This window comes from Pseudomonas sp. A2, from assembly GCF_023100865.1.
In the GTDB taxonomy this organism is placed as follows: domain Bacteria; phylum Pseudomonadota; class Gammaproteobacteria; order Pseudomonadales; family Pseudomonadaceae; genus Aquipseudomonas; species Aquipseudomonas asiatica.
Genome location: NZ_CP039127.1, coordinates 2,129,836 through 2,151,852, shown reverse-complemented (window position 1 = coordinate 2,151,852; position 22,017 = coordinate 2,129,836). Strand labels below are relative to the sequence as shown.

General features: G+C 60.1%; 22 protein-coding genes. 7 read left to right on the top strand and 15 right to left on the bottom strand.

Going from position 1 to position 22,017, the window contains the following annotated elements:
* Positions 1-58 precede the first annotated feature (58 nt).
* The 4 genes from E5221_RS10060 to puuE all read left to right on the top strand — a co-directional run bounded on the left by E5221_RS10060 (position 59) and on the right by puuE (position 4,342).
* Positions 59-1,387, top strand: coding sequence for an MFS transporter (locus E5221_RS10060; protein ID WP_013971792.1), 1,329 nt, complete (start codon positions 59-61; stop codon positions 1,385-1,387).
* A gap of 88 nt (positions 1,388-1,475) precedes the next feature.
* A complete protein-coding gene (locus tag E5221_RS10055; protein WP_247847281.1) occupies positions 1,476-2,393 on the top strand; it encodes an amidohydrolase family protein in 918 nt (305 codons plus the stop codon).
* 183 nt (positions 2,394-2,576) lie between these two features.
* A complete protein-coding gene (locus E5221_RS10050; protein ID WP_139657595.1) occupies positions 2,577-3,449 on the top strand; it encodes a GNAT family N-acetyltransferase in 873 nt (290 codons plus the stop codon).
* Complete coding sequence (gene puuE, locus E5221_RS10045; protein WP_247847279.1) at positions 3,449-4,342, top strand: allantoinase PuuE; 894 nt, start codon at positions 3,449-3,451, stop codon at positions 4,340-4,342. Before E5221_RS10050 ends, puuE begins: the two co-directional genes overlap by 1 nt.
* Positions 4,343-4,375: 33 nt before the next feature.
* Here puuE and E5221_RS10040 read toward each other — a convergent pair whose 3' ends face one another.
* Positions 4,376-5,413 (bottom strand): sterol desaturase family protein, encoded by a 1,038-nt coding sequence (locus E5221_RS10040; RefSeq protein ID WP_247847277.1) that lies wholly within the window; start codon positions 5,411-5,413, stop codon positions 4,376-4,378.
* Between the two features lie 405 nt (positions 5,414-5,818).
* Here E5221_RS10040 and E5221_RS10035 point away from each other — a divergent pair, with 405 nt between their 5' ends.
* Positions 5,819-6,688, top strand: a complete 870-nt coding sequence (locus tag E5221_RS10035) for an AraC family transcriptional regulator (protein WP_247847275.1) — start codon at positions 5,819-5,821, stop codon at positions 6,686-6,688.
* 945 nt (positions 6,689-7,633) lie between these two features.
* Here E5221_RS10035 and E5221_RS10030 read toward each other — a convergent pair.
* Positions 7,634-8,092 (bottom strand): GNAT family N-acetyltransferase, encoded by a 459-nt coding sequence (locus tag E5221_RS10030; protein WP_196183535.1) that lies wholly within the window; start codon positions 8,090-8,092, stop codon positions 7,634-7,636.
* Between the two features lie 440 nt (positions 8,093-8,532).
* The gene (locus E5221_RS10025; RefSeq protein WP_196183542.1) at positions 8,533-8,874 is read right to left on the bottom strand and encodes a hypothetical protein; all 342 of its coding nucleotides are present in this window, start codon (positions 8,872-8,874) and stop codon (positions 8,533-8,535) included.
* Positions 8,875-9,025: 151 nt separating this feature from the next.
* Here E5221_RS10025 and E5221_RS10020 point away from each other — a divergent pair, with 151 nt between their 5' ends.
* Complete coding sequence (locus E5221_RS10020) at positions 9,026-9,253, top strand: DUF6555 family protein (RefSeq protein WP_196183536.1); 228 nt, start codon at positions 9,026-9,028, stop codon at positions 9,251-9,253.
* A 1,072-nt stretch (positions 9,254-10,325) separates the two neighbouring features.
* On the opposite strand, the gene E5221_RS10015 is transcribed toward E5221_RS10020, so the two are convergent.
* Positions 10,326-10,574 (bottom strand): hypothetical protein, encoded by a 249-nt coding sequence (locus E5221_RS10015; protein ID WP_196183537.1) that lies wholly within the window; start codon positions 10,572-10,574, stop codon positions 10,326-10,328.
* Positions 10,575-10,887: 313 nt separating this feature from the next.
* Here E5221_RS10015 and E5221_RS10010 point away from each other — a divergent pair, with 313 nt between their 5' ends.
* Positions 10,888-12,054, top strand: coding sequence for a PAS domain S-box protein (locus tag E5221_RS10010; RefSeq protein ID WP_230385889.1), 1,167 nt, complete (start codon positions 10,888-10,890; stop codon positions 12,052-12,054).
* A 140-nt stretch (positions 12,055-12,194) separates the two neighbouring features.
* On the opposite strand, the gene E5221_RS10005 is transcribed toward E5221_RS10010, so the two are convergent.
* The 11 genes from E5221_RS10005 to E5221_RS09955 form a co-directional block, all read right to left on the bottom strand.
* Positions 12,195-12,755, bottom strand: coding sequence for a lysis system i-spanin subunit Rz (locus E5221_RS10005; RefSeq protein ID WP_196183538.1), 561 nt, complete (start codon positions 12,753-12,755; stop codon positions 12,195-12,197).
* The gene (locus tag E5221_RS10000; protein ID WP_196183539.1) at positions 12,752-13,303 is read right to left on the bottom strand and encodes a glycoside hydrolase family 19 protein; all 552 of its coding nucleotides are present in this window, start codon (positions 13,301-13,303) and stop codon (positions 12,752-12,754) included. Before E5221_RS10000 ends, E5221_RS10005 begins: the two co-directional genes overlap by 4 nt.
* 18 nt (positions 13,304-13,321) lie before the next feature.
* On the bottom strand, positions 13,322-14,374 hold the full coding sequence (locus E5221_RS09995) for a contractile injection system protein, VgrG/Pvc8 family (RefSeq protein WP_196183540.1): 1,053 nt from the start codon (positions 14,372-14,374) through the stop codon (positions 13,322-13,324).
* A 60-nt stretch (positions 14,375-14,434) separates the two neighbouring features.
* Positions 14,435-14,641 carry a tail protein X gene (locus E5221_RS09990; protein WP_181381590.1) on the bottom strand — a complete coding sequence of 69 codons (207 nt, stop codon included), beginning with the start codon at positions 14,639-14,641 and terminating at the stop codon, positions 14,435-14,437.
* Positions 14,616-15,461 carry a phage tail protein gene (locus E5221_RS09985; RefSeq protein ID WP_196183541.1) on the bottom strand — a complete coding sequence of 282 codons (846 nt, stop codon included), beginning with the start codon at positions 15,459-15,461 and terminating at the stop codon, positions 14,616-14,618. Before E5221_RS09985 ends, E5221_RS09990 begins: the two co-directional genes overlap by 26 nt.
* 9 nt (positions 15,462-15,470) lie before the next feature.
* On the bottom strand, positions 15,471-18,551 hold the full coding sequence (locus E5221_RS09980) for a phage tail tape measure protein (RefSeq protein ID WP_247847731.1): 3,081 nt from the start codon (positions 18,549-18,551) through the stop codon (positions 15,471-15,473).
* Positions 18,552-18,675: 124 nt separating this feature from the next.
* Positions 18,676-18,975 carry a phage tail assembly protein gene (locus E5221_RS09975; protein ID WP_196183859.1) on the bottom strand — a complete coding sequence of 100 codons (300 nt, stop codon included), beginning with the start codon at positions 18,973-18,975 and terminating at the stop codon, positions 18,676-18,678.
* A gap of 34 nt (positions 18,976-19,009) precedes the next feature.
* On the bottom strand, positions 19,010-19,519 hold the full coding sequence (locus tag E5221_RS09970) for a phage major tail tube protein (RefSeq protein WP_196183860.1): 510 nt from the start codon (positions 19,517-19,519) through the stop codon (positions 19,010-19,012).
* 12 nt (positions 19,520-19,531) lie between these two features.
* A complete protein-coding gene (locus tag E5221_RS09965) occupies positions 19,532-20,710 on the bottom strand; it encodes a phage tail sheath family protein (protein ID WP_196183861.1) in 1,179 nt (392 codons plus the stop codon).
* A 91-nt stretch (positions 20,711-20,801) separates the two neighbouring features.
* Positions 20,802-21,266, bottom strand: a complete 465-nt coding sequence (locus E5221_RS09960) for a hypothetical protein (RefSeq protein WP_196183862.1) — start codon at positions 21,264-21,266, stop codon at positions 20,802-20,804.
* Between the two features lie 9 nt (positions 21,267-21,275).
* Positions 21,276-22,013, bottom strand: a complete 738-nt coding sequence (locus E5221_RS09955; RefSeq protein WP_215520934.1) for a hypothetical protein — start codon at positions 22,011-22,013, stop codon at positions 21,276-21,278.
* Between the last annotated feature and the right edge of the window lie 4 nt (positions 22,014-22,017).

Genomic DNA, 22,017 nt, shown 5'->3' with positions numbered 1-22,017 from the left:
TCGTGAGCGGGGCACGTTCACACGCGTCACTCCAGAAAAAAAACAATTGGAGAGCACCATGACTTCAGCAACATCGCTGCCGGATGAACTCGAACGCAGCACCATGCGCCGTATCGCCTGGCGACTGCTGCCCTTTCTGATCGTCTGCTACCTGATCGCGATCATCGATCGCGGCAATATCGGCATGGCTTCCCTGCAGATGAACGAGGACCTGCAGCTCACGGCCAAGGTGTTCGGCTTCGCCAGCAGCCTGTTCTTCTTTGCCTACTTCCTGGTCGAAGTGCCCAGCAACCTGGCCATGCAACGCTACGGGGCACGCATCTGGATAGCCCGCATCATGATCACCTGGGGCCTGATCTCGGCAGGCACGGCGTTTGTTCAGGGTGCCAATTCACTGTACGTGATGCGCTTTCTGCTGGGTGCTGCCGAGGCCGGTTTCTTCCCGGGCGTGCTGCTGTACCTCACCTACTGGCTGCCGTCTGCCTACCGCGCGCGCATGGTGGCGCTGTTCATGGTGGCGATCCCTGCCGCCAACTTCATTGGTTCGCCACTGTCGGGCCTGCTGCTGAACCTGGATGGCTGGATGGGCATGCGTGGCTGGCATTGGCTGTTCATTCTCGAAGGCATTCCAGCCGTACTGCTGGGCATCGCCTGCCTGTTCGTGCTTACCGACCGCCCCGAGCAGGCCAAGTGGCTGAGTGACGAGCAACGCGGCTGGCTCACCAAGCGCCTGGCTGATGAAGCCTCGAAAAAGACCGCCATCGGCCATATCTCGCTGTGGAAGCTGCTGCGCCACAAAGACATCTGGGTGCTGGCACTGATCTACTCGGGCGCTTCTGCCGCTGGCAGCACCATGAGCGTGTGGGCCCCGCAGTTGCTGAAAACCTTTGGCCTCAGCGCCATGGAAATCGGCCTGGTGAACGCCATCCCTTACGGCATCGCCTCGGTGCTGATGATCATCTGGGGCCGCAGTTCCGACCGTACCGGCGAGCGTCGCTGGCACACCGCAATGACCATGCTGCTGATTGCAGCAGGCCTGCTGATGACCTTGTTCACCTCGTCCCTGCCGGCAACGGTAGTGATGCTGACCATGGTCCTGGTGGGCGCCTACTCGATGAAAGGGCCGTTCTGGGCGCTGGTGTCGGGTTGGCTGTCTTCCTCGACTGCTGCTGCGGGGCTGGCAGCCGTGGGCGCCATGGCCAACCTGATTGGCGGAGGCATCATGGTCAATGCCTATGGCGCCATTCACGATGCCACCGGCAGCTACTCCTTGGCGCTGATGCCGCTGGCCGCGCTGTGCACCGTGGCCGGGCTCGCGGTACTGGTGATTGGCCGCAAGCGCCAGCGCGAGCAAGCTGAGGCAGCCAGCGCCCTCAGCGCGAAATAAGCCGCAAAAGCCGTACTTCGATGCCCGCTTTCCTGCCTCAGGAACGTGGGCATCGTCATTTCACAACAACAATAAACGAGGAATATCCATGACGTTGTCTCGTCGTCAATTCTTGCAGGCCACCGGTGCACTGGGTGCTGTCGCCTCCATGGGCGCCATGGCCGACGTGCCCTTCAGCAAGGGCGATGCGCACCCGCGCCTGACGCCGCCCGCAGGCAGCATCGACTGCCACATGCACCTCTACGACAGCCGTATCCCGGCCGCACCCGGAGCTACCCTGCTGCCGGCGGATGCCTCGCTGGAGGATTACCGCAAACTGCAGCAGCGCCTGGGCATCCGCCGCATGGTCATCGTCACGCCATCGACCTACGGCACCGATAACCGGGTGATGCTCGATGGCTTGTTGCGCAGCCGCGGCGATGCCCGGGGTGTGGCGGTTGTGTCCAATGCGATTACCGACGCAGAGCTTGCCGAACTGCACCAGGCAGGAGTGCGTGGTATCCGCTTCAACCTGAGCGTTGGCAGCCAGGTGCTCGATGGGCTAGAAAGCCTGGCCGCGCGGGTCGGCGAACTGGGCTGGAACGTACAGGTCGCTCCCGGGCCGCTGCTGCCCGAGGTTGCCCCGCGCTTGCTGGCCTTGCCAGGCAAGATCGTTATCGACCACATGGGCCATGTGCCGCAGCCAGACGCGCTGAAGTCGCCGGCTTTCGCCGCACTGGTGCGGTTGCTGGACACCGACCGGGCATGGATCAAGCTGTCGGCACCTTATCTTCGCTCGAAAATCGGAGCACCGCTGTTCGAGGACGTCGGCCGAGTCGCCAGCGCACTGATCAGCCATCGCCCTGATCGCATGCTATGGGGTAGCGACTGGCCGCACCCGACGCTTGCCGCCGAGCAGAAACCCGACGACGCGCAGATCCTTGACCTGCTGATGCGCTGGGCACCAAAGGAGCAAACCCAGACCCTGATCTTGCGCGACAACCCCGCCCAGCTTTACGACTTCTGATCACCTGCCAAACCGAAAGGTCGCCCGCATCGGACGAATGACGAAACTACTCAGATCTATCGCGATGAACATGCCCTGCAGGCGTCGTAACGGCCTCGATCAATACTCGCGTTAAAGCTATACCCAAAGGGTTCCGAGTGGCGATGAGCCATCCGCCCTGTTAGCGACTGGGAGAACTTCGCGGTGTCGAATCAGCTGGTCATACGCAACATGACCCGTCCCGAACTGGACGAGCTCGTCGATTGGGCTGCCCGTGAGGGTTGGAATCCCGGCGTTCACGATGCCGAGCTGTTCTGGGCCACGGACCCTGCCGCCTTCATTGCAGCGTCCTGGGGCGGTGAATTGATCGGTGGCGGTGCCATCACTTCCTACAACGGCGAATTCGGTTTCATGGGCTTTTTCATCGTCCGGCCTGAGTATCGCGGTCAAGGCCTGGGCAATACCCTCTGGCACGCACGCCGCGAGCGACTCCTCGCCCGCCTGCGCCCAGGCGCGAGCATTGGCATGGACGGCGTGTTCGCAATGCAGGACTACTACGCCAAGGGTGGGTTCGTCTTCTCCCATCGCAACATGCGTTTTCGTGCCAAGGCCACCGAACGCCCGGCGCCTTCGCAGGTAGACAACCAGGACATCGTTCCGTTGGCCACCTTCCCGTTCGATGAGGTGGTCGATTACGACCGCACCTGCTTCCCTGCCCCGCGCGCAGCCTTCCTGAGCGGGTGGATAGCCCAGGCCGATGCACTCGCCGTGGGTTGCCGCCGCGAGGGCAGGCTTAGCGGCTATGGCGTGGCAAGGCGCTGCCGGGAAGGCTACAAGATCGGCCCCCTGTTCGCCGATGACGCCCTGGCAGCCAATGCCCTCTACGCACACCTGGCAGAATTTGCGCAAGGTTGCCCGCTATTCCTGGATGCACCAGAAAACAACCCCGCAGCGATGGCGCTTGTGCGCCAACAGGGCATGATCGAGGTTTTCGGCTGCGCACGCATGTACCTCGGCCCTCCTCCGGCGATCGCACACGAACGTGTGTTCGCCGTCACGACCTTCGAGCTGGGCTGATGTCCGCTCGCAACCTGATCGGTTATGGCGGCAACCCACCCCACCCGCGATGGCCCGGTGGGGCGCGCGTCGCGGTCCAGTTCGTACTCAACATCGAAGAGGGTGCGGAGTCATGCATGCTCAATGGCGACGCACAGTCGGAGGCCTGGCTTCATGAGCTACCCGGCCGCCCGCCGCGTGTGGGGGAACCGGACCTGAGCGTCGAGGGCATGTACGAATACGGATCGCGTGCAGGTGTGTGGCGCATTCTGGAGCTGTTCGGCGCCAGGGGCCTGCCGCTGACCGCCTTTGCCGTTGGCCGAGCACTGGAACTGACCCCGGCGGTTGGCCATGCGCTCTGCGCTGCCGGGCATGAGATTGCCGGGCATGGCTACCGTTGGCTGGACTATCGCGACATGCCTGAAGACCAGGAGCGGCGCCATATCCGCCTCACCATCGAGGTGATCGAGCAGGTCTGCGGTAAACGCCCCGTAGGTTGGTATACAGGAAGGGTCAGCCAGAACACCCGCCGCCTGTTGCGTGAGGAAGGTGGGTTTCTCTATAGCTCGGATGCCTACAACGATGATCTGCCCTATTGGCTCCCAGGCTCGCCCGCCCACCTGGTGGTTCCGTACACACTGGTCAACAACGACGCCCGCTATCTGCTGCCCAATGGTTTCGCCTGCGGTGAAGACTTCTTCCGGCTGCTGAAGGATGCTTTCGACCTGTTGTGGCAGGAGGGCGCGCACCACCCGAAGATGATGAGCGTTGGCCTGCATGGACGGATCAGCGGCCATCCTGGTCGGGCGATGGCGCTGGCGCGCTTTCTCGATTACGTGCAGGGCCACAACGAGGTGTGGGTCTGCCGGCGCGAAGAGATTGCCAGGCACTGGATAGCCCAGTTCCCCGCCTGAGCGGTCAGTCGTTCGCAACAAACACGGGATCAGCTAACGGCCTGCCCTGCCGGACGCGCCGAGCACAGCCTTGCGCTGGCATTTCATCAGGACCTTACGGCCGGTTTCGACAAAGGGCGTGACGATCAGGCTATAGACCGTCAGGTAACGCTGGTGGTCCTGCTCACCGGTGCCGAAGCGGATGCTTTCGGGCGTTGATGTAGTGACATAGAGCGTGCCGAACATCCAGTCCCAGAGGGACAGGTTGGTGCCGAAGTTCCGGTTGAAATGGCGCGGGGCGTCACTGTGATGGATCTGGTGCTGGGCCGGGCTGTTCAACACGTGTTCCAGCTGCGGGCCGAACGACAGCCAGACATGGCTATGCCGCAGGTTGGCCGCCAGGCTGTTGAAGATGAACACCAGGTAGGTCACGCCGAACAGGGTGTAGCGGCTGACTTCACCGCCGCAGAGGTACCCGAAGCATCCGGCGTAGAAGCCGATGCCAATGCCGGTGCTCAGTTTCTCGACGATCTTTTCCACGAAATGCACCCGGCTCGCTGTCGCCGGCACCAGCACGGGCGCCGAATGATGGACCTTGTGAAAGGCCCAGAGCCAGCGGGAGTGAAAGGCCCGGTGCGCCCAGTAATGGATGAAGTCCTTGAGCAGGAACACCCCCAACCCGTAGAGCAGGGACAGTGCAAGGTTCTCGCCCAGGCGCGGGCGCGCGCCCCAGAGGTTGCTGAAAAAGGCCAGGTAATCGCCGGAGCGCAGGATGTAAGGGTCGACCAGATGGACGACGGGCAGCACCAGTGCAACCTTGAGGATGCCCCGCACGAAGTAGTAGCGGTAGTCCAGCAGCGCCGAGGGATGCAGATGTACCCGGGCGCCGCCGATGAATTGCCAGAACGACTGGGCGTCGCTCAGGCCGCGCCGCTTCCTGAAACGGAACAGGCCGTAGGCTGCGCCATAGGAGATGCAAAAGAACAAGGCCCCGAAACGGCCGTTCATATTGAAAATGCCGAGAAACTGGTCGGTAACGGGCGTAATTACCCACTCGGTCAGGTGCTCAAAGACAAGCGACAGGGCATCCACGAAACGTCAGCCTCGGCAAAAGGGACGCAATTGTAAATCAGATTGATTTACTCCAGTGGTTTTATGCAGGCCTGGTGCTGCCTCACCAGCTCCCGCCTGCCGGCACTGCCGCAGTTGAAAGTGGGCGGCGGAGTGCGCTGGCGAGGCTCGGAGTTCATTGATCAGCGTGAACGACCCGCTTCGCCCAGTCGACCGATCATGCCAGGCCGGTTACGCTGGTGCTTCCCCTTGCACGAAAGGCCAGCGACCGCATTCACCCTGCTGCCCTCCCCTGCGAACACCGAAAGCACCGGTGCCATCCACGGCACGGTCAAGACAATCCCCGATACAGCAATCCCGGCTAGGCGCCTGCATGGCTGAACAACGGATGCTAGCGCTCACCGCACCTCCCGGAGATTCCGTTCGTTGACTGATTCACAGCACAAAGCGACCTACGCGAAACGGTTCGAAGCCGTGCTTGCCTACATCAACAGCCACCTCGAAGGTGACCTGTCGGTAAATGCCCTGAGCCGCGTCGCGCACTTCTCGGCATTTCATTTCCATCGGCAGTTCACGGCATACATGGGCGTTCCGGTTTCACGGTATGTGCAACTGATGAGGCTTCGACGCGCGGCGCACCAACTGGTCGCCTCGCCTGCCATCTCCGTACTGGAAGCAGCTTTCGGCGCCGGCTTCGAAAGCCCCGAAGCCTTTTCCAGGGCTTTCAAGCGTGCTTTTGGCGTGGCGCCGAGCGTATTCGCCAAGGCCCCGAACTGGCAGGCCTGGAGTGCGGTTTTCGTTGTTCCTCATCTTTCAAGGAGTATCACCATGCAGATCCGCATCGTGGATTTCGCCAAAACCCATGTGGCCGCGCTCGAACATCAAGGGGCGCCCGGCCTGGTCAGTGAAAGCGTCGCGCGTTTTCGCCAATGGCGCATTCAAAGCGGCCAGTCACCGGTGGCCAGCTGCCGAACCTTCGGCATCCCCTACGACAACCCCGACACCACCCCGGCGCACGCCTTTCGCTTCGCCGTGTGTGGCGAGATATGCGAAGCCGTGCAGCCCAACGATTTCGGCGTGCACGAACGCTTCATCCCGGCGGGCCGCTGCGCCGTGATCCGGCATACCGGCTCGCCTGACTACATTGGCGAAACCATCTATCCGCTTTATCGGGACTGGCTGCCTTCGAGCGACGAGGAACTGCGGGATCATCCGTTGTTCTTTCACTACTTGAGCGTGTATCCGGAAACGCCGCTGGAGCAATGGCAAACGGATATCTACGTGCCGCTCAAGTAAGTTGGCTGGTGGCTAATCTGGGAGAAGGCTGCAGGGCCGCGCATAGATCGAGTCCAGACGGATGCCCGGCTCTCTTGGTAAACTAGCTGCCTGCCCTGGCTGTCACCGAGCACTTGCCGTCGACTTTTGCCAGGGCGCGCAACCGGATTGCTACAAACACCTTCGAAACTGCTGAATTTGGTACAAGACACGTTGAACGATATGACCACAAACCCAGGCTCTAACCCAGCAAACACGCGCCCTGAGCCTTCCCGTCGCTTCAGCGTTGCACCCATGATGGATTGGGCACATTCTTCCTGAAAGGCCCAAATTGCGCGCCAGTTAGCCCGCACAGAAAGCGCTAGTACCATTTTTGTACCATTCGCTGACGCTCCAGCGACTGCAAGCCCAAAGGGGCGTAAGCCAAGCTCACCTGAGAAAGTGATTCCGACACGCTCGACAAGCCGCTGCAGTCCCTAATACAGGCTATCCTCGCCTGAGCCCTTGCAACCGGCCCACGAGACCTGCATGGACGAGCAAGCCGCTATCTCTGCAGACACTAATGGAGCTGCTAATACTGAACCAAGCTGCTACCAGAGCAGCCCTAGAAGAGCTTTCGCTCTGGGTTAACGTGGCTCTATCCATGTCCACGATAATGTCACGGCTGCTCTAATAGCATTGAATACCCGCGAGGAAGCCATCTTGACAGAGATCGAACGCTTGCGGGGATGAGCCAGAAAAGCAGCTTCACCTGCCCAGCGCAATCTGCAGCGCACTGATTTCTCACCGATATTTGAGCGCTGCCTTCGGTTTACAGTAGCCTAGCTTAATTTCCCAGCAGACTTGTAAGCAGTGCTTAAGGAGAAGCCCGTTAGCGATCCAATATAGCGGTCGCTCATGCAAGCCTGGTGGGAATTCCAAGCCTAGGCTCCGCACTCCGTTTAATCTTAGAACTATCGATATCATTCAATTACTTAATTTTAGTTCGAGAATGTCATCTCCAGAGTCATCCCTTTCCCCTGTTGGGCTCCACCCCAGATGTCGATAGAATCCATAAGACCTAACGTTCGGATCGCTGGAACAAGCCAAGAACACGCGAGGAAGCCCTTGATTTTTGAGTTGATCCACCATCATCGTAAGCAGCGTTTTGCCGATTCCCAGCCCCTCGTACGAAGGAAGAAGGGCTAGAACAACGATCTCGCCGGTATCCCGATCTCCAAAGCAGTAGCCAATCATCCGGCCATCTTCACACGCTACGAAGCCAGGGCAACTGCCGTCTCGGATGCCAGTGCTCCAAGATTCGGTGGTAATGCCTAGCGCATGCAGTTCCTCTGATGAGAATGCATTTTCTCGCGTCAACCCTCGGATTTTGATACACAGGGAGGCGTCATCCGGGTGGGCAGGACGATAGGTCAGGTTAGCCATGAATTTATCACTGTATTGACGGATTTATAATTCAAAGGATATGAAATGCCTGCAATAGCTGACATCCAGTTCAATCCCCACATTCGTCTAACCGGTTCGTGATGTCAAACGACCGAATGTTTTAAATTGTAATTCCGCTCAAACACTCCCAATATCTGCTTGGGGTCGACAGGTGCCTGTCACCACTGTCTATATCGAGCATCATTAGGATTGCTAACGATTGCTGGGCGGCGAAGGTGTAGCCTATGGCGAGGCCACTTTCGAACGATCGCGCATTAGTGGGGTTTTCCATCAGGTTGATCAGCAGGCGCTCCAAAGAGCGGCTTGGCACGGGGGGGTATATTTGCCAACACCTGTGGCCACTGGGTTCGCAGGTGTTGGATATCAGCGGCGTGTTGCGCTTGGGCTTTTAGGTCCTCTACTGTGGTTGATGCGTTTACTCACGCCTCGCCGACGCGGTTTGGCTGCGTCTTCGGCGCGGCGGTCACGTCCGCCAATGGTAGAGGGGCGCCCACACCGAGCACGGGAACCATCTCCCGAGCCTTGGTCACGCCCCATACCAAGGCCCGGCTCATAGTTTTTCCGGGCAGCCGATCGTGGCTCTCCTCATGCAAACATTGTCCTTCGCGGGCGTAGATACCAATAAAAATCTGGGTGTCACCGGTACGCGACAACCGCACCTGAACATCAATAGCACATCCGTTCTCTAGGATTTCATCGTGCGTCCTATGGTGAAGCTTCGGGTCTGCCCAGCGCCAAAACACATCACCTCGCCGCCACATGCCCATTATTCCCTCCAGTCAATTTTATTCGTCGCCGAGATGGAACGAAACGGTTCTTGAAGATTAGACCGGTTTTCACAGGGACATGGCAATCCAAGCATTTTTGCAGCAATCTAGGACGTAGTTCAACCCATGCACCTAGGACTCAAGCATGTCAGATCCGATCTACGTCATCGAGTACTCACTGCACAATACGGCGCGCTCGTTTATGATTCGGCATCCCAAAATGACTAACGAAGAGGCTTGGCATTGGGCCAGCTGCGATGCCGGGGTGGGTATTATTCCGCGCTTTGGCGGTGACAAGAAGATCAAGAAAGTTAGCCGGCCCCTAGCGGAGCGCTATGGCATCACCAACGTTAGGTGGAGGCGCTCCTCTTGAATGCAAAGTCGAGAAAGCCACAAGCCTAACGGGGACCTGGGATGACTCAGCCCTAGCCAACCACAGAAGATTTTTTGACACGTACACCAATTGCCGTGAGCGCTTCTAAGCTGACGATTTCAGCCACTATGTAGCTATCATTTAGAACAAAACCGCCTAACGAGAATGGACGCCGGTTCATGACCACTAATTCACCCGTCACATCGGCCTTGTGATGATTGAGGTGAAACCCCGGCTGTAGACTCATCAAACAGGAATCAGCACTGTAGAACAATCACCTCCATAGAGCGTTGGTTCCAAGTCCTTAGGGCCGTCATCATCAATTCCTGCTGTCTTAAGGGCTTCACGACGCTGAGACAAAACTCGCTGCGCAGCAGGGGTATTTATATTCCTCCCCTTCATAAGAGCCTCAAGCGTGCTGCTAATTCTGAAAAAGCCACCACACCGCTTGCAATATATGTGCAGGCCTCCAGTACCAATTCGGCGCACCACAGCATCTCCACCACAAACAGGACAGGTCATAAGCACCTCACCAAAATGCTGGATGTTGTAAGTATGTGATGGAATTGAAAACACCTCCACCAGTCCGGTGAACTATGCCGCTATCCTTATCCAGCCGAACTGCGGCTCGTTTAACGGATGCGGGTTCTCCCCCGATGTTTCAGCTACCGAGCGCAATCGGTGTTCCGAACCCCTGGTACTGAGCCTCGTGTATTTCCGCAAGCGCCCCGCTGCCCCTAGTCTCATAACGGCTGGGTGTTGCATCAATAGCTTAGACATAAACAGGTAGTCGAGTGGGTGCAGATGCCAGGGCAGATAGACGGCTTAGAACTGGCTAACGTTATCTGGTCGCACTATCCTTTGCTCCCAGTTATCATCATCTCAGGCCATACCACCTTGTCTTCCGAAGCGCTTCCCGACAATGCTCGCTTCATCTCTAAGCCATGCACGATAGACTCACTAAGTCGTAACATGGCCGAACTCCTTGGCTTTAAAACATAATTCACTGAAGCCCTCAGCATAATCACAGCGAACCGGACAGGATCTATCGTTGCCCCAGTAAATACTGGTGCTAGTTTTTTTCTTGTGGACTCTCAGCAATCAAGAACTGATAGTCTAAATTTTCCTTCTGGCTTTCCGCAACTAAGAGCTGGCAGTCTAAGACGGCATTATATAACGAATCTGCTAACCGGCGAAGTCGTTCAATTTCTTCACTAGGCGCCCCGCCAGCCCTTGCATCTCGATGAGCTCTAATCGCTTCGAGAGCATCCATCAAACGCAACTTAACCAGATCATTTTGATAAATCAAAGGAGTTTTCATTTGCCCCCCGAAATAAAGATTCTATCTACTGCGCCTGCATATCAAGCGAAACGCAACAAGAGATTTATCCTTAATCTCACTGGACAACGCAATCTCATATTCAGACGTAAATTACAGCTTCCTAGTCTAACATAACACTATAGCCCAACAGGGTAGGATCGCAACCGGAAAAAGTTATACGAAGACGATTTTTTGTACAAGATTTCCGAGACCATAGATAGCATGAATTCCAGTATAATCGGCTTTGACCTGAAGTAAGCTGGCGAGATCTGAGGCTGAATATTCCTGGCTCTACCGACATGCGTGAGGATGTATGAATCCAGTTGTTACAGACGAACCATCATCTATGCCTGCCAGCCGCTATGAACAATTGGTCCAATCAGTCGTAGATTACGCGATTTACATGCTGGACCCTTCTGGCCAGATCGTGTCGTGGAATCCCGGTGCTGAGCGGATCAAAGGCTACAAAGCCTCAGAAGTGATCGGCCGCCATTTTTCCCTTTTTTTTACGCCGCAGGACAGAGCCGAGGGACGACCTGATCGCTTGCTCGATCAAGCTTTGGAGCACGGTGTAGCACAAGATGAGGGCTGGCGTTTACGAAAGGATGGGTCCCAGTTTTGGGCTTTGGCAGCGCTTGATGTAATCCGTGATGAACAAGGACAAATAATCGGGCTCGCGAAAGTCACCCGCGATATTACCGATCGGCGCGAGGCAGCGCTGCAGCTCGACTCCGTCCGCGCCCAGCTTTTCCAGGCCCAGAAACTGGAAGCGCTTGGTCAGCTCTCAGGCGGGCTAGCTCACGATTTCAACAATCTATTAGCTATCATCGTCAATGCTGCAAACTTGGCTATGGCTAGTAAAGATCAGGCCCGAGTAAAGCGTATGCTGGGACTCATACTCGAGACAGGCCAGCGGGGTACCGAAATGACTCAGCAGCTTCTTGGCTTTGCACGCCATCGGCAGATGACTCTCTCAGCACATCGCCCCGAAAAGCTGTTGGCGTCCGCATTAGGCATGTTTAGGCATGGGCTACCTTCCGGGATCACTCTGGAAGAGGACGTCGAATCTCATCTGCCAAGTATCGAAGTGGATGCCACGCAGCTGGAAATGGTGCTTCTCAATTTACTAATTAATGCCCGGGATGTTGTTCACAGCGGGGGGCTGATTCGCGCGTCAGTGAAGACAGTGGAGCTAAACGATGCAGTGGAGGATCTGCACGGAAAGTTCGTTTGTTTTGAAGTTAACGACAATGGTGAAGGTATCGATTCTAAGGTGATCTCACGGATATTCGAGCCGTTTTTTACAACCAAGCCCTTCGGCAAAGGCACTGGGCTAGGTCTCAGCCAAGCATACGGATTCGCTAAACAGAGCAATGGTGCTATTCGGGCTGAGAGCACGCTAGGCCGAGGAACAACCATACGACTTTATCTCCCAGCGATCGATAACAGCTCGTTATCGAGAAACGGGGCAGGAGACTGATAGACAAACAATTTAATCTTCTAGAATGGCGGCATCACAAATATCGGATTATAACTGTTTGTACGTCTGTTTCGCGAACGTATTGTTCAGAGCGGCAAGCATCGCATGGTTGCGAGCCTTTTTCAGCCGCTCCTCTCGATTCATTTTGTGATTTCCCTCACGTAAGCTTGGCAGGCCCGAAGCGCGATCAGTCCCCGGTCGCCTTCGTCGGTGATGGCGACAATTTGTTGAGCATGCGCTCGGTCAAGTTGGGCGCGTACGGTTCCATGTACCACGCCTCCGGTGCTGGTGGCTTCTCGCACCCCACTGTCACAACCCTGGGCGGCAAGGGCTCCAGCATCGACAAGGACTGACAGCCGCAGATCAGCGGTAGCAAGCCGGTCACGCAGACGAGCCTGAGCTTGTTGAGCATCGTTCATATCCTTCCAGTACGTTCTGTTCTGTTCCTGCAGGCGAGCCTTCAGGACGCGGCGCGCATCCTGCTGCTCTGCCAGTTGGTTGAGCGCAGCTGCAGCGGCCTCCTCACGTTCACGGCTGTGCAGGCGATCCTTCTCCGCCAGTTGGTTGCGGTAGTCGTCAGCCTGCTCGGCGAGCTGCTTCCCATAGGCGTTCACCTGCCATACCCACGCTGCCCGGGCACCGATGGCACAAGCGAGCGCCAAGGTCGCCAGGGCGATCAGGCGACCTCCCCAGGCGGTCACTGCAGCACCTCAAGGGCTCGCTTGTAGATGGCCATGCGATCATCCAGGCCGTTTGTACCGCCGTTGATCCGCTTCGTGATGGCCAGCATGTCGCCCTTGTCGGCCAGGCTGTTCAGCCCCTCCTTCTGCCAAAACCAGCCGGCCGACATCGATGCATAGATTGGATGCTCGAGCAGCTCCGGTGTATTGAGCAGACGGCTGTCACCGAACAGAGCCTTGCTGCAGGCTTCGTAGTTGAAACGGCCTGTTACCTGTATGAGGCCACGCCCTCGAAAGAGCTTGCCATCCCCATCGGCGTCAGGCGTGTTACCCAGACGTTGGGCCAGACGCCCGGTGTCATACCTCGATAGGTACCTGTCATTGCCGAGTTCACGCACGTACTGCAGCTGGCCCGACTCATGCCCTATCTGGGCCAGGAACGCAGCCATACGCAGGCGAGTGATAATGGCGAACTTGCCCATGGTGGCGTTGAGGCCGGGAACAAAAACGCCGGCTTGGCGGCCGGCGTTGGGGAGGATTTGCTGCAGCTGTTTTTCGGTGATCGACATTGCTTATCTCCGTAAGGGTCACGCCGGGGAAACATCCACCGTGCGCAATGGTTGGGTTTCTTTTTTCTTCATGCCTTTGGCGGTGGCCTTGCCCTTCTTGCCGCCATTGCATTCGACGGTGGTGGTCCAGCCCGAAGCGGTAAACACCTGCTCGACGCTCTCCACCAGGTACTCGCCATCGAGCCCGTTCTTAAAGCCCTGGGCGCTGATGGTCCGTTCGGCAAATAGGTCGGTACGCCCGACCATTTCCAGGCGCACGGCGGCGGTGCTGCGGTTGAACGCGGCCAGCCGCGCCTTGGCGGCCTGCTCGGCGGCGCTCTTGTTGGGGTAGATATGGCGGTCGGTGTGCACGCCCGGCAGGCCGGCGGGGGCGTCGTCGTTGCCCAGCTCCACCACGTTCAACTTGCCGGTGGCCTTGTCCTGGTGCTGGGTCTTCACCGCCTTCTGCGTGCTGCGGTCGCCTAGGCGGAACGAATAGCGGCTCGCATCGGCGCGGTTGATGGTGACGGTACTGATTGCCTTGCCGCTCGCGCTCTGCCCGCCCTGGCGCGGTAGGACCACCAGCTTGCCGCTGGCCACCTTGGCGGTGCAGTCGTATTGCTTGGCCAGGCGCGTGATGAAATTGAAGTCGGATTCGTTGCGCTGGTCGACGCGTGGCACCTTGGTTTGCACCGTACAGCCCGGCTCCCAGCCATTGCGGGCAGCAACGTCGCTGACGATCTTGGCCAGCGCCACGTCCTCCCAGCTGCCGCTGCGGGTGGTCTTGCCACTGCCGCGCATGTCGCTGGCCTTGCCGCGCAAGGTGATGGTATCCGGCGGGCCAGTCACCTCGACCTCGTCCACGGTGTAACTACCCAGACGCACCATGGCCTGCGCGCCGTAGCCTAGAAAGACCTCGATCTTGGCCCCGCGCGAGGGCAGCGTGACGGCCTGGGCGCGGTCGTCAATGCGCAGCTCGAATTCGTCCGACTCCATGCCGGGCTTGTCCGAGGTGCGCAGCAGCAACAGGCGGTCATTGATCAGCGCGGTAATGTCCTTGCCATCCGCGACGATTTGAAAAACGGGCTTCATGGGCTACTCCAGAAAAGAAAAACCCCGCACAGGGCGGGGCTCGTTACGCGTAACGCGGGATCAATCCCACAAGGTGACTTGCTCGGTTTCGGCCACTGTCAGGTCGGGCAGGTAGATCAGCACGCCGGCGCGATACGGCTGCGCCTCCTCGGCCAGGCCCTGATTGGCCTGTAGCACCGCCTCGACGGTACCCACCAGGGTGCCGTAGTAGGCGTGGCACAGGCTGTCGAGCAGGTCGCCCTCAGACGTTCTGCATGTCATTGCCATAGGCGACAAACTCCAGGTTAAAGCCCTGCTTGCGCGGGATGCCGCCGGGCAGCAGCGCCCCTTGCTCCTCGTCCACGCTCAATAGACACCAGGTACCCAGCACCTCGCCGTAACCCGTGGTCAGGGTCAGGGGCTGCAGGCGCCGGCCGATGCTGCGCAATTCGTTCAGCTGGCCGATACCGCCCCGGAACAGCGGGAAGATCGCCCCCTTGATCGTCAGCTTGTCCTCACCCTGCCCCACCGCCTGCTGCGCAATCTCACGCGTCAGGCGCTCCTGCCCGGCCCAGCGGAACGCGGTCTTGCGCGTCAGCTCGTCAAACGCGGCCGTGTCCAGGTTGAAGTAGTAGGGCTTGAGCTTCGGGTCTTGCGGCTGGATGATCAGCAGATGCGGGAACGGCTTCACCGCCTCGGCCGCCGGCGTCATGTCGGTGCCGAGCACACTGCTCGGGAAGATGTTGCCCAGGCTTGGGCTGAGCTTCCCGGCCATGCGGTTGATCGCCGCCCCTGCCTTGGCCGCCTGCTCCTTGAGCGTGCCCAGGCGCTGCTCCACCTGGGAGGCCGCCGAAACGGCCTTGTTGTACTTCGCCGCCACCTGCCCCACTGCGGACTGGGCCGCGTTGATCTGCCGCATGGTGCGCTGCAGCTTTTCGCCAACCATCGGGCCAACAATCGGCAGGCTTTCCAGCTCTGAGGCGGCGCCCGTCATGTCACGGACGGCCCCATTCAGCGGGCCCAGCATGCCGTCGAGGCTGGTACGGCCGGCCTGGCCAGCCGCCACCAGTGACGACAGCGTCGAGCCCATCAGCTCCATGTAGGCCATGGCACCTCCTTAAGCGACATCTGCCGCATCAAACAAGCTAACCGAGGCCTGGCGGGCCGCCACCTCGCGCTGGAACCCTTCAAACATCACACGCAGCGCCTGCTCGGCTTCGCGCACGATCTGGTTGGGGTCTTTCACATCACCATGCACGGTGATGGGCATGGTCGGCGCAAAGGTAAACGACTGGTCAACCTTCGCCGGCTCTGCCTTGGCTTTCTCCACGGCCTTGGCGGCCGCCGGGAGGGCCACCGCCGGCGGCTGCACCGAGGCCACCAGGGAACGCACCACATCACCCATGGCGCCAGGCTCACCGCCACCCTTGACCACCTGCGAAACCACCGGGGCAATCGACGGCGGCAGCTGCGGCACCTTCTGCAGCTCGCGCACAGCCATGCCAAGCGCTTGCATCTGATCCACCGGTGGCGGCTCAGGTCGCGGCTTGGCGGGCTTGGCATCCAGCGTCAAGGTCGGGGCGAAGTCCTCACCCAGGCCCGCGCCGGTACCGCCGAACCCACCCACGCCGTCGAACAGGTCGCGCTGGGCGAACTTCGGCAGCTTGGCATAGGCCTGCTCGACTTCGGCGTCAGTCATCTGATCGACTGGCTTGGACGGCGCGGCCGGCCGGGTGATGACCGCCGCCGGCGCCAGGTCCTTGACCACCGGTGCCGGCATCACGCCCGCAACCGGCAGGGCCGGCACAGGCGCGGACTCCTTGACCACCGGTGCCGCTGGTTCGGCGCTTGCCACCTGTTCCGACTCGGGCTTTTCCTCACCGAACCATTTCTTGCCCAGCCAGCCGCCGACGGACTCACCGCCGAGGCCACCGAGGGCTGCACCAATGGCACCACCCACAGCGGTGCCAAGGATTGGCACAACCGAGCCAATCGCTGCACCAGCGGCCGCACCCGCCATGGCGCCGGCCATGCCGCCCGCCACCCCGCCGTAACCCTCGGCCTTTTCGTCCTGGGTTTCGGCGTTCAACGCCACATCGAGCGCGCCCGGTACCGCGTCAATCAGCTTGCCACCCGGCAGCTTGCCAGCGGCTCGGGTGATGCCGCGCACGCTGCGCACCATCCGCCCCAGCTTGTTCGCTTCACCGGCCGCCTCCGTTGCACCAGCAAGCGCCGACGCACCGGCCGCCGGCAGATGAACTGCAGGCGCCTTAGCCGCTGGCACTGACGCACCCGGCGCGCGGCGCACATCGGCCATGGTCCCGGCGCGGCGCCTGCGGCGACGACGCGCACGACGGCTACCAGCCTCTGCAGGGCCCGAATTAGCCACGCTACCGCGAAACCGGCCGATAGCGTCGGCATTGACCACGAACACGCGCTGCGGCTCGCTGCCGACGCCTGGGGCCGGGTCATTGCTGGCCGGTGCGCCAAACACCTTGCCCAGCACGCCCACGCCGGCATCGAGCACGCGGTTGCCGGTCTTGGGTAGCGCCGCCTCAGCCGGGGCCTCATCAAGTTTGCCGCCGCGTCGAGCGCTCCAGGCGCGGCCGCGCGCGACGTTGAACGCGCCCCGCGCAACCCTGGCGCCGCTGCGGACCGCCAGCAACCCGCTGATGCCCGCCGCCAATCCAGCCAGCCCCATGATCACCGCCGGGAACTTGTCCGACAGCGTGGTGATGCCCTGGGCAACCGCCGTCAGCCCCTTCGCCGCCATGTCGGTGGCCGGGCGGATGGCATCGCCAATGCTGCGCATGGCATCGTCGACCGCCTGGGCCGTCTCGGCCCATTGCTGGGACGATGTTTCGCGGCGCTCGGCCAGGTTCTTATCCAGAATGCCCGTCGCCTTCTGCGAGTCGGCTTTCAGGTCGGCATACAGGCCCCGGTTTTGCGCATAGGCGGTCAGCGCCGCCTTGACCTGCATGTCGGCGAACAGGTCACCGGTGCGCAGGGTCTTTTCCAGCGCCTCCAGCGCCGCCTTGGCCTTTTCCGGGTCAACTTCCTTGTCGATGTTGGCCTGGGCCTCTTTCATCTTCTTGGCTTTCGCCGGGTCTGTCGCTTCGACGTACTTCATGGCCAAGGCCATGGAGGACTCGATAACGTTCATGCCCTTCTGCAGGCCGGTATTCAGCGAGGCCTGGTAGTCGATACCTGCATCCTTGTAGGCCTTGACCACATCGCTGGAACCGATTTTCTCCATCCAGTTCTTGAAGTTGTTCGCCGCTTCATCCGAACTGCCGGCGGTCTTCATCTGCACCTGCAGCATGGCGCCCAGCGATGAAACCGAGTCCATGCCGGTGATGCCGTTCTTTTCCATGCCGGCGAGCAATTGCGGGAACCACTTGGCCATGTCGCTGGCCTCGAAGCTGCCCGCCTGGCCTTGGTAGGCGATGGCCTCCAGGGCCTGCTCCATGACCTTGGGGTCGCTGATCTTGGCGTTTTGCTGCAGCGCCATGATCATGCTGGCCGTGTCGACGCCCGAGGCGCCTTGGCCGACGGCGAACTTGGCCGCCGTCGGCGCATAGGCCATGGCCTTTTCCAGCTCCATGCCGGCGCCGACCAGCTGGTTGATCAGGTCGGCCACATCATTGCGGCCCATGCCGGTGTCTTTGGCCGTCTGAATCACGGTGCGGCTGAGCTGCACCTCCTCGGGCTTGTTGACCGCATCGGCCTTGATCGCAATGTCGCGGATGATCGCCTGATAGTCGGCGCTGATCTTGGTCGGCACGGCCGCCAGGCCCACGCCCACGGCGGCCGCCGCTGCGTTGGACCTGAGCCCCGACTTGCCCGCATTGATCTGTTGATGCCCCTTTAGCTGCAAGTCGGCACCCTTCGCCTCCCGTGCCAGGCGCTGATACTCACGGCTTAGCCGGCCGACCTCCACGCCCTGCTTACGCAGTGACTCCAGATTGCCGTGGAGCTTACGCAGCAGCTTGTCAGCGCCGGCGGCGCCGGTGTCATGCGCCCGCTTCCACTCGGCCTGCAGCTTCATGGTGTCGCCAATGGTGCCCTTGAGCACCTTGGCCTTGTTGCTCGTCTGCTCGAGCTTCTGGATACGGCCTTGGATGTCCTTGAACGCAGCACCGACCGACGAAGCGACGGAACCGCCGATCTCCAGGGCAATCTTCATCTTAGCCATCAGCTACCCCCCTACTCAGTCGGTGAGCCACCACAGCATGTCCGCAAAGGACATGCCGGATATCTCTGCGGCCGAGAAATTCAGCTCGGCGGCCAGCCGCTTGGCCAGCCGCTTCTGCGTGACCGCATCAAACGACGTCGTCTTGCACCAGGCGAAAATATGCGGTCTGCAGGCGGGTGTAGTCTTTGAGGGCCATGCCCTCCAGGTCCTTGGCGCTGACCTCGGCCAGCGAAGCGAACAGGTTCAGCTCGCGCTGCTCGTCATCGTCGCCGGCGCCCTGCTGCGCCACACGAATGTCGCGCACGGTTGGCGAGCGCAGGCTGACGGTGTCGACCGTCACGCCGTTCAGTTCGGTTGGCTTGCTCAGCGTTACGGTAACGCGGTCGGCCGACAGGCTCAGCCAGGCTGGGGTTTTCTTGGTGGTCATGCGGGTGCTTCCTTGAATTCGTGGGGAGGTTGGATTACAGGCCGAGCGCAGCGCGCTGCTCGGCCAGCTGGTCAACGCCTTCAATAACGCGGCGCATGCCCAGCGCGTCGATCTCGTAAACCGTGCGGCCGTCGACCTCCAGCTTGTAGTAGGTCAGGCTGACGGCGTGCTTGATCTCGGCCTTGTCGCCGGCCTTCCAGTCGCCCATGTCGACCTCTTTGAGGCTACCGCGCAGGCTGACGATCACCGGATTGATCTTGCCCTTGAGGCCCTTGAAGGCGCCCCGGAACACGCCATTGAAGGCGGTACCATCGGCCAGACCGAAGAACTTCAACGACTCGCGGCGCACGCCGGTGGTGGTGAAGCTGGCCTCCTGCTTTTCCATGCCCTGGTCCATCTCCACCGGCATATCCATACCGCCGGGGCGATGCTCCTCCATCTTGAGGGTGAGCTTGGGCAGGGTCAGGCTGGGCACATCGCCTTGGAAGCTGATTCCATCCACGAACAGGTTCAGGTTGGCCAGGGTTTCGGGAATCATTGCCATGTAAAGCGCTCCTTATGCAGCCGAGTCGAGAACTTCGGTCAGGAATTGGTTGGTGATTTCGACGCGGAAATTCGGGTTTTCCGCCGGCGGCACATCGGTGAAGCGGATGTTCCAGTACACCTTGCCCTGCTCCAGCTGGCTGGTGGTGTTCAGCTCGGTGTCCGCATAGACCTCGAAGTTGATGATTGCGCCCTGGTTCTTGAGGTCGCGCATGAACGCCTGCAGGCCTTCGGTCACATCCCTGATGTAAGTCGAGGTGATCGAACGGTCGACCGCCCACTTGTGGCCATACAGGATCGCGTCCATGACGATATCCATGGTCCGCACGCGCGTGACGAAGGCCCACTTAGGATCACTCGACAGGGTGCGGTTGCCCCACAGGCGGTAGCCGTCATCGCGGATGATGGTGGTGATATTGGCGTTGTTGAGCAGGTTGGCCCGGCAAGTCTCGTCGCCGTCCAAGAACTCCACCGAACGGGTGGTGCCGGTGATGCCGGCAAATTCCTTGTTCGACGGCGAGGCCCAAAAACCGTATTCGGCATCGGTCCAGGCGAACAGGCCGGCCACCCAGGCCGAGGCTGGCGCATCCACCGTGGCGGAATCGGTGGTATCCCAGTACTTGACGCCTGGGTCGACCATGAACGCGCGCTTGGCGCCGAACTCGGCAGCGTAGGCCTGGGCGGCCTCGTCGGTAGTGCCAGGACCGTCGATGATGGCGATACCGCGCAGCTTGTCAGCCAGGGCGACCAGCGCCGTGCCCACCGCCAGGGTGGCACTGTGCTTAGGGGTCACCAACAGCCGCGGCTGAGCGTTGAAACGGCTTTTACCATCGAGCAGCGCCTGCAGACCCGTACGGGTGCCGTCGGCCAGCACGCCGCCGATGATCGCTGAAGTCTGCGCGGCCGCATCCTCAACCTTGGTCACGCCACAGGCGACGATCACCGCCTTGGCGCGGGTGTAGATCGCCTGACAGGCCTTGGCAATGGCCGAGCCAGCACCAAAGGCGGCGATGGCCTCACGCTCGCTGGTGATAAGAACCAGGTCGTTCGCCTTGGCGGTTGGGGTGCTATCCGCACCAGGCCCCGGGGTGAAGGTGTCGACCAGGCCAATGATGGAGGTCGACGGCAAGGAGATAGTGCGCGCGCCGTTGTCGACGTTCGTGACGGTAACGCCGTGAAAGAATCCAGCCATGGAATAGCTCCAAAAGAAAGGGCCGCACTAGGCGGCCCTACAGAAACGAAAACGCCCCGATAATCGGGGCGCTCAAGGGGACGAAACAGGCTCAGGCTTTGATGATGCCGGCGATACTGTCACGAATCGCTGCAATCGCCGCGTCTGCCAGACCCTCGGCCTCGGCATGACTGTTCGCCTTGAGCACCTGGGCCTTTCCCTTCAAGCGAATGGCGCGGATTTCGCACAGCGCACCGCGCCAGGCCTCGGCCTCGGCCAGCATCGATTCGGCGGCCTCCTGAGCCTCTACGCCTTCCGCGTCGACCACGGCCTGCACCATGGCCGGTACCTCACCTTGGAAGTCGGCGGCCTTGAACGCGGCGGCCTGCTGCTCGGCCATTTCATACTCAACCACGCGCAGCGAGCCACCGATAATGCTGGTTCGCGCCTGGTCAGCGCTTTGGTCGATCTGCAGCGCCGCCGCTTTCACAGCCGCCGCCAATGGCAGCTCCTCGTAGAGGTAGCCCTGCAGAATGATGCCGCCGCCCATGTCGACAGACAGGTTAAACTTTTGCATAACGATTCCTTACAGAGTACTCAGATTGGTCATGATGTTCGGGTAATCCTTCGATAGCGCACCGGCCGGAACGCCATAGGCATAGCGGCCTGCAAAGCCCGAGGGGAAGCTAGAGGAAACCACCTGCAGTACCAGCCCGTTGGTGTGCTGCAGGGCCAGATAGCCCACGAAATCGGCCGGCATTTGCATCTCGCATGATGCGTACTTGATTGCGTAAAGCGCTGCAATCTGCAGGCTGAAAGACCTGAACATGATGTTGGCGGTACCGCTTGGTGCGGGGTTAAGCCCCGCCGGACTTGGCATGACTTGAAGTACATCCAGGAACGCGACAGTTGCCGAACTCGACATGGCGAAGCCAGACAAAAAGTACTGCGCATCACTGCCCATCTGATAAGTCAGGCTGAATTTTCGCTTCACTCCTGTTACATCGCTGGCAATCAGTAAATTGCGTACCGAAACTACTGTGCTCTTGGTGTGTATGTAGTCGGACATCAAACGAATGTTGCAGGTGCCCCCGGAAGGCGTGCTAGCGATGGCCTTGTCGATGGAAGCAAACGGCGCTGCGATGGTACCGGCATTATCGTCGCTGCCGGTCACCTGGTTGATGTACCAGGTCCGCTCCATGGCGGGCACGGCAGCAACCGCAGCGGCCACTGCTTTATCAATGTCGCTTTTCTTGAGATTGAAATAGTCGATCAGCGACTTGGCGGTCGCGGTAAGTGCAGCAATTTCAGTTTCGAGACTCATAGTC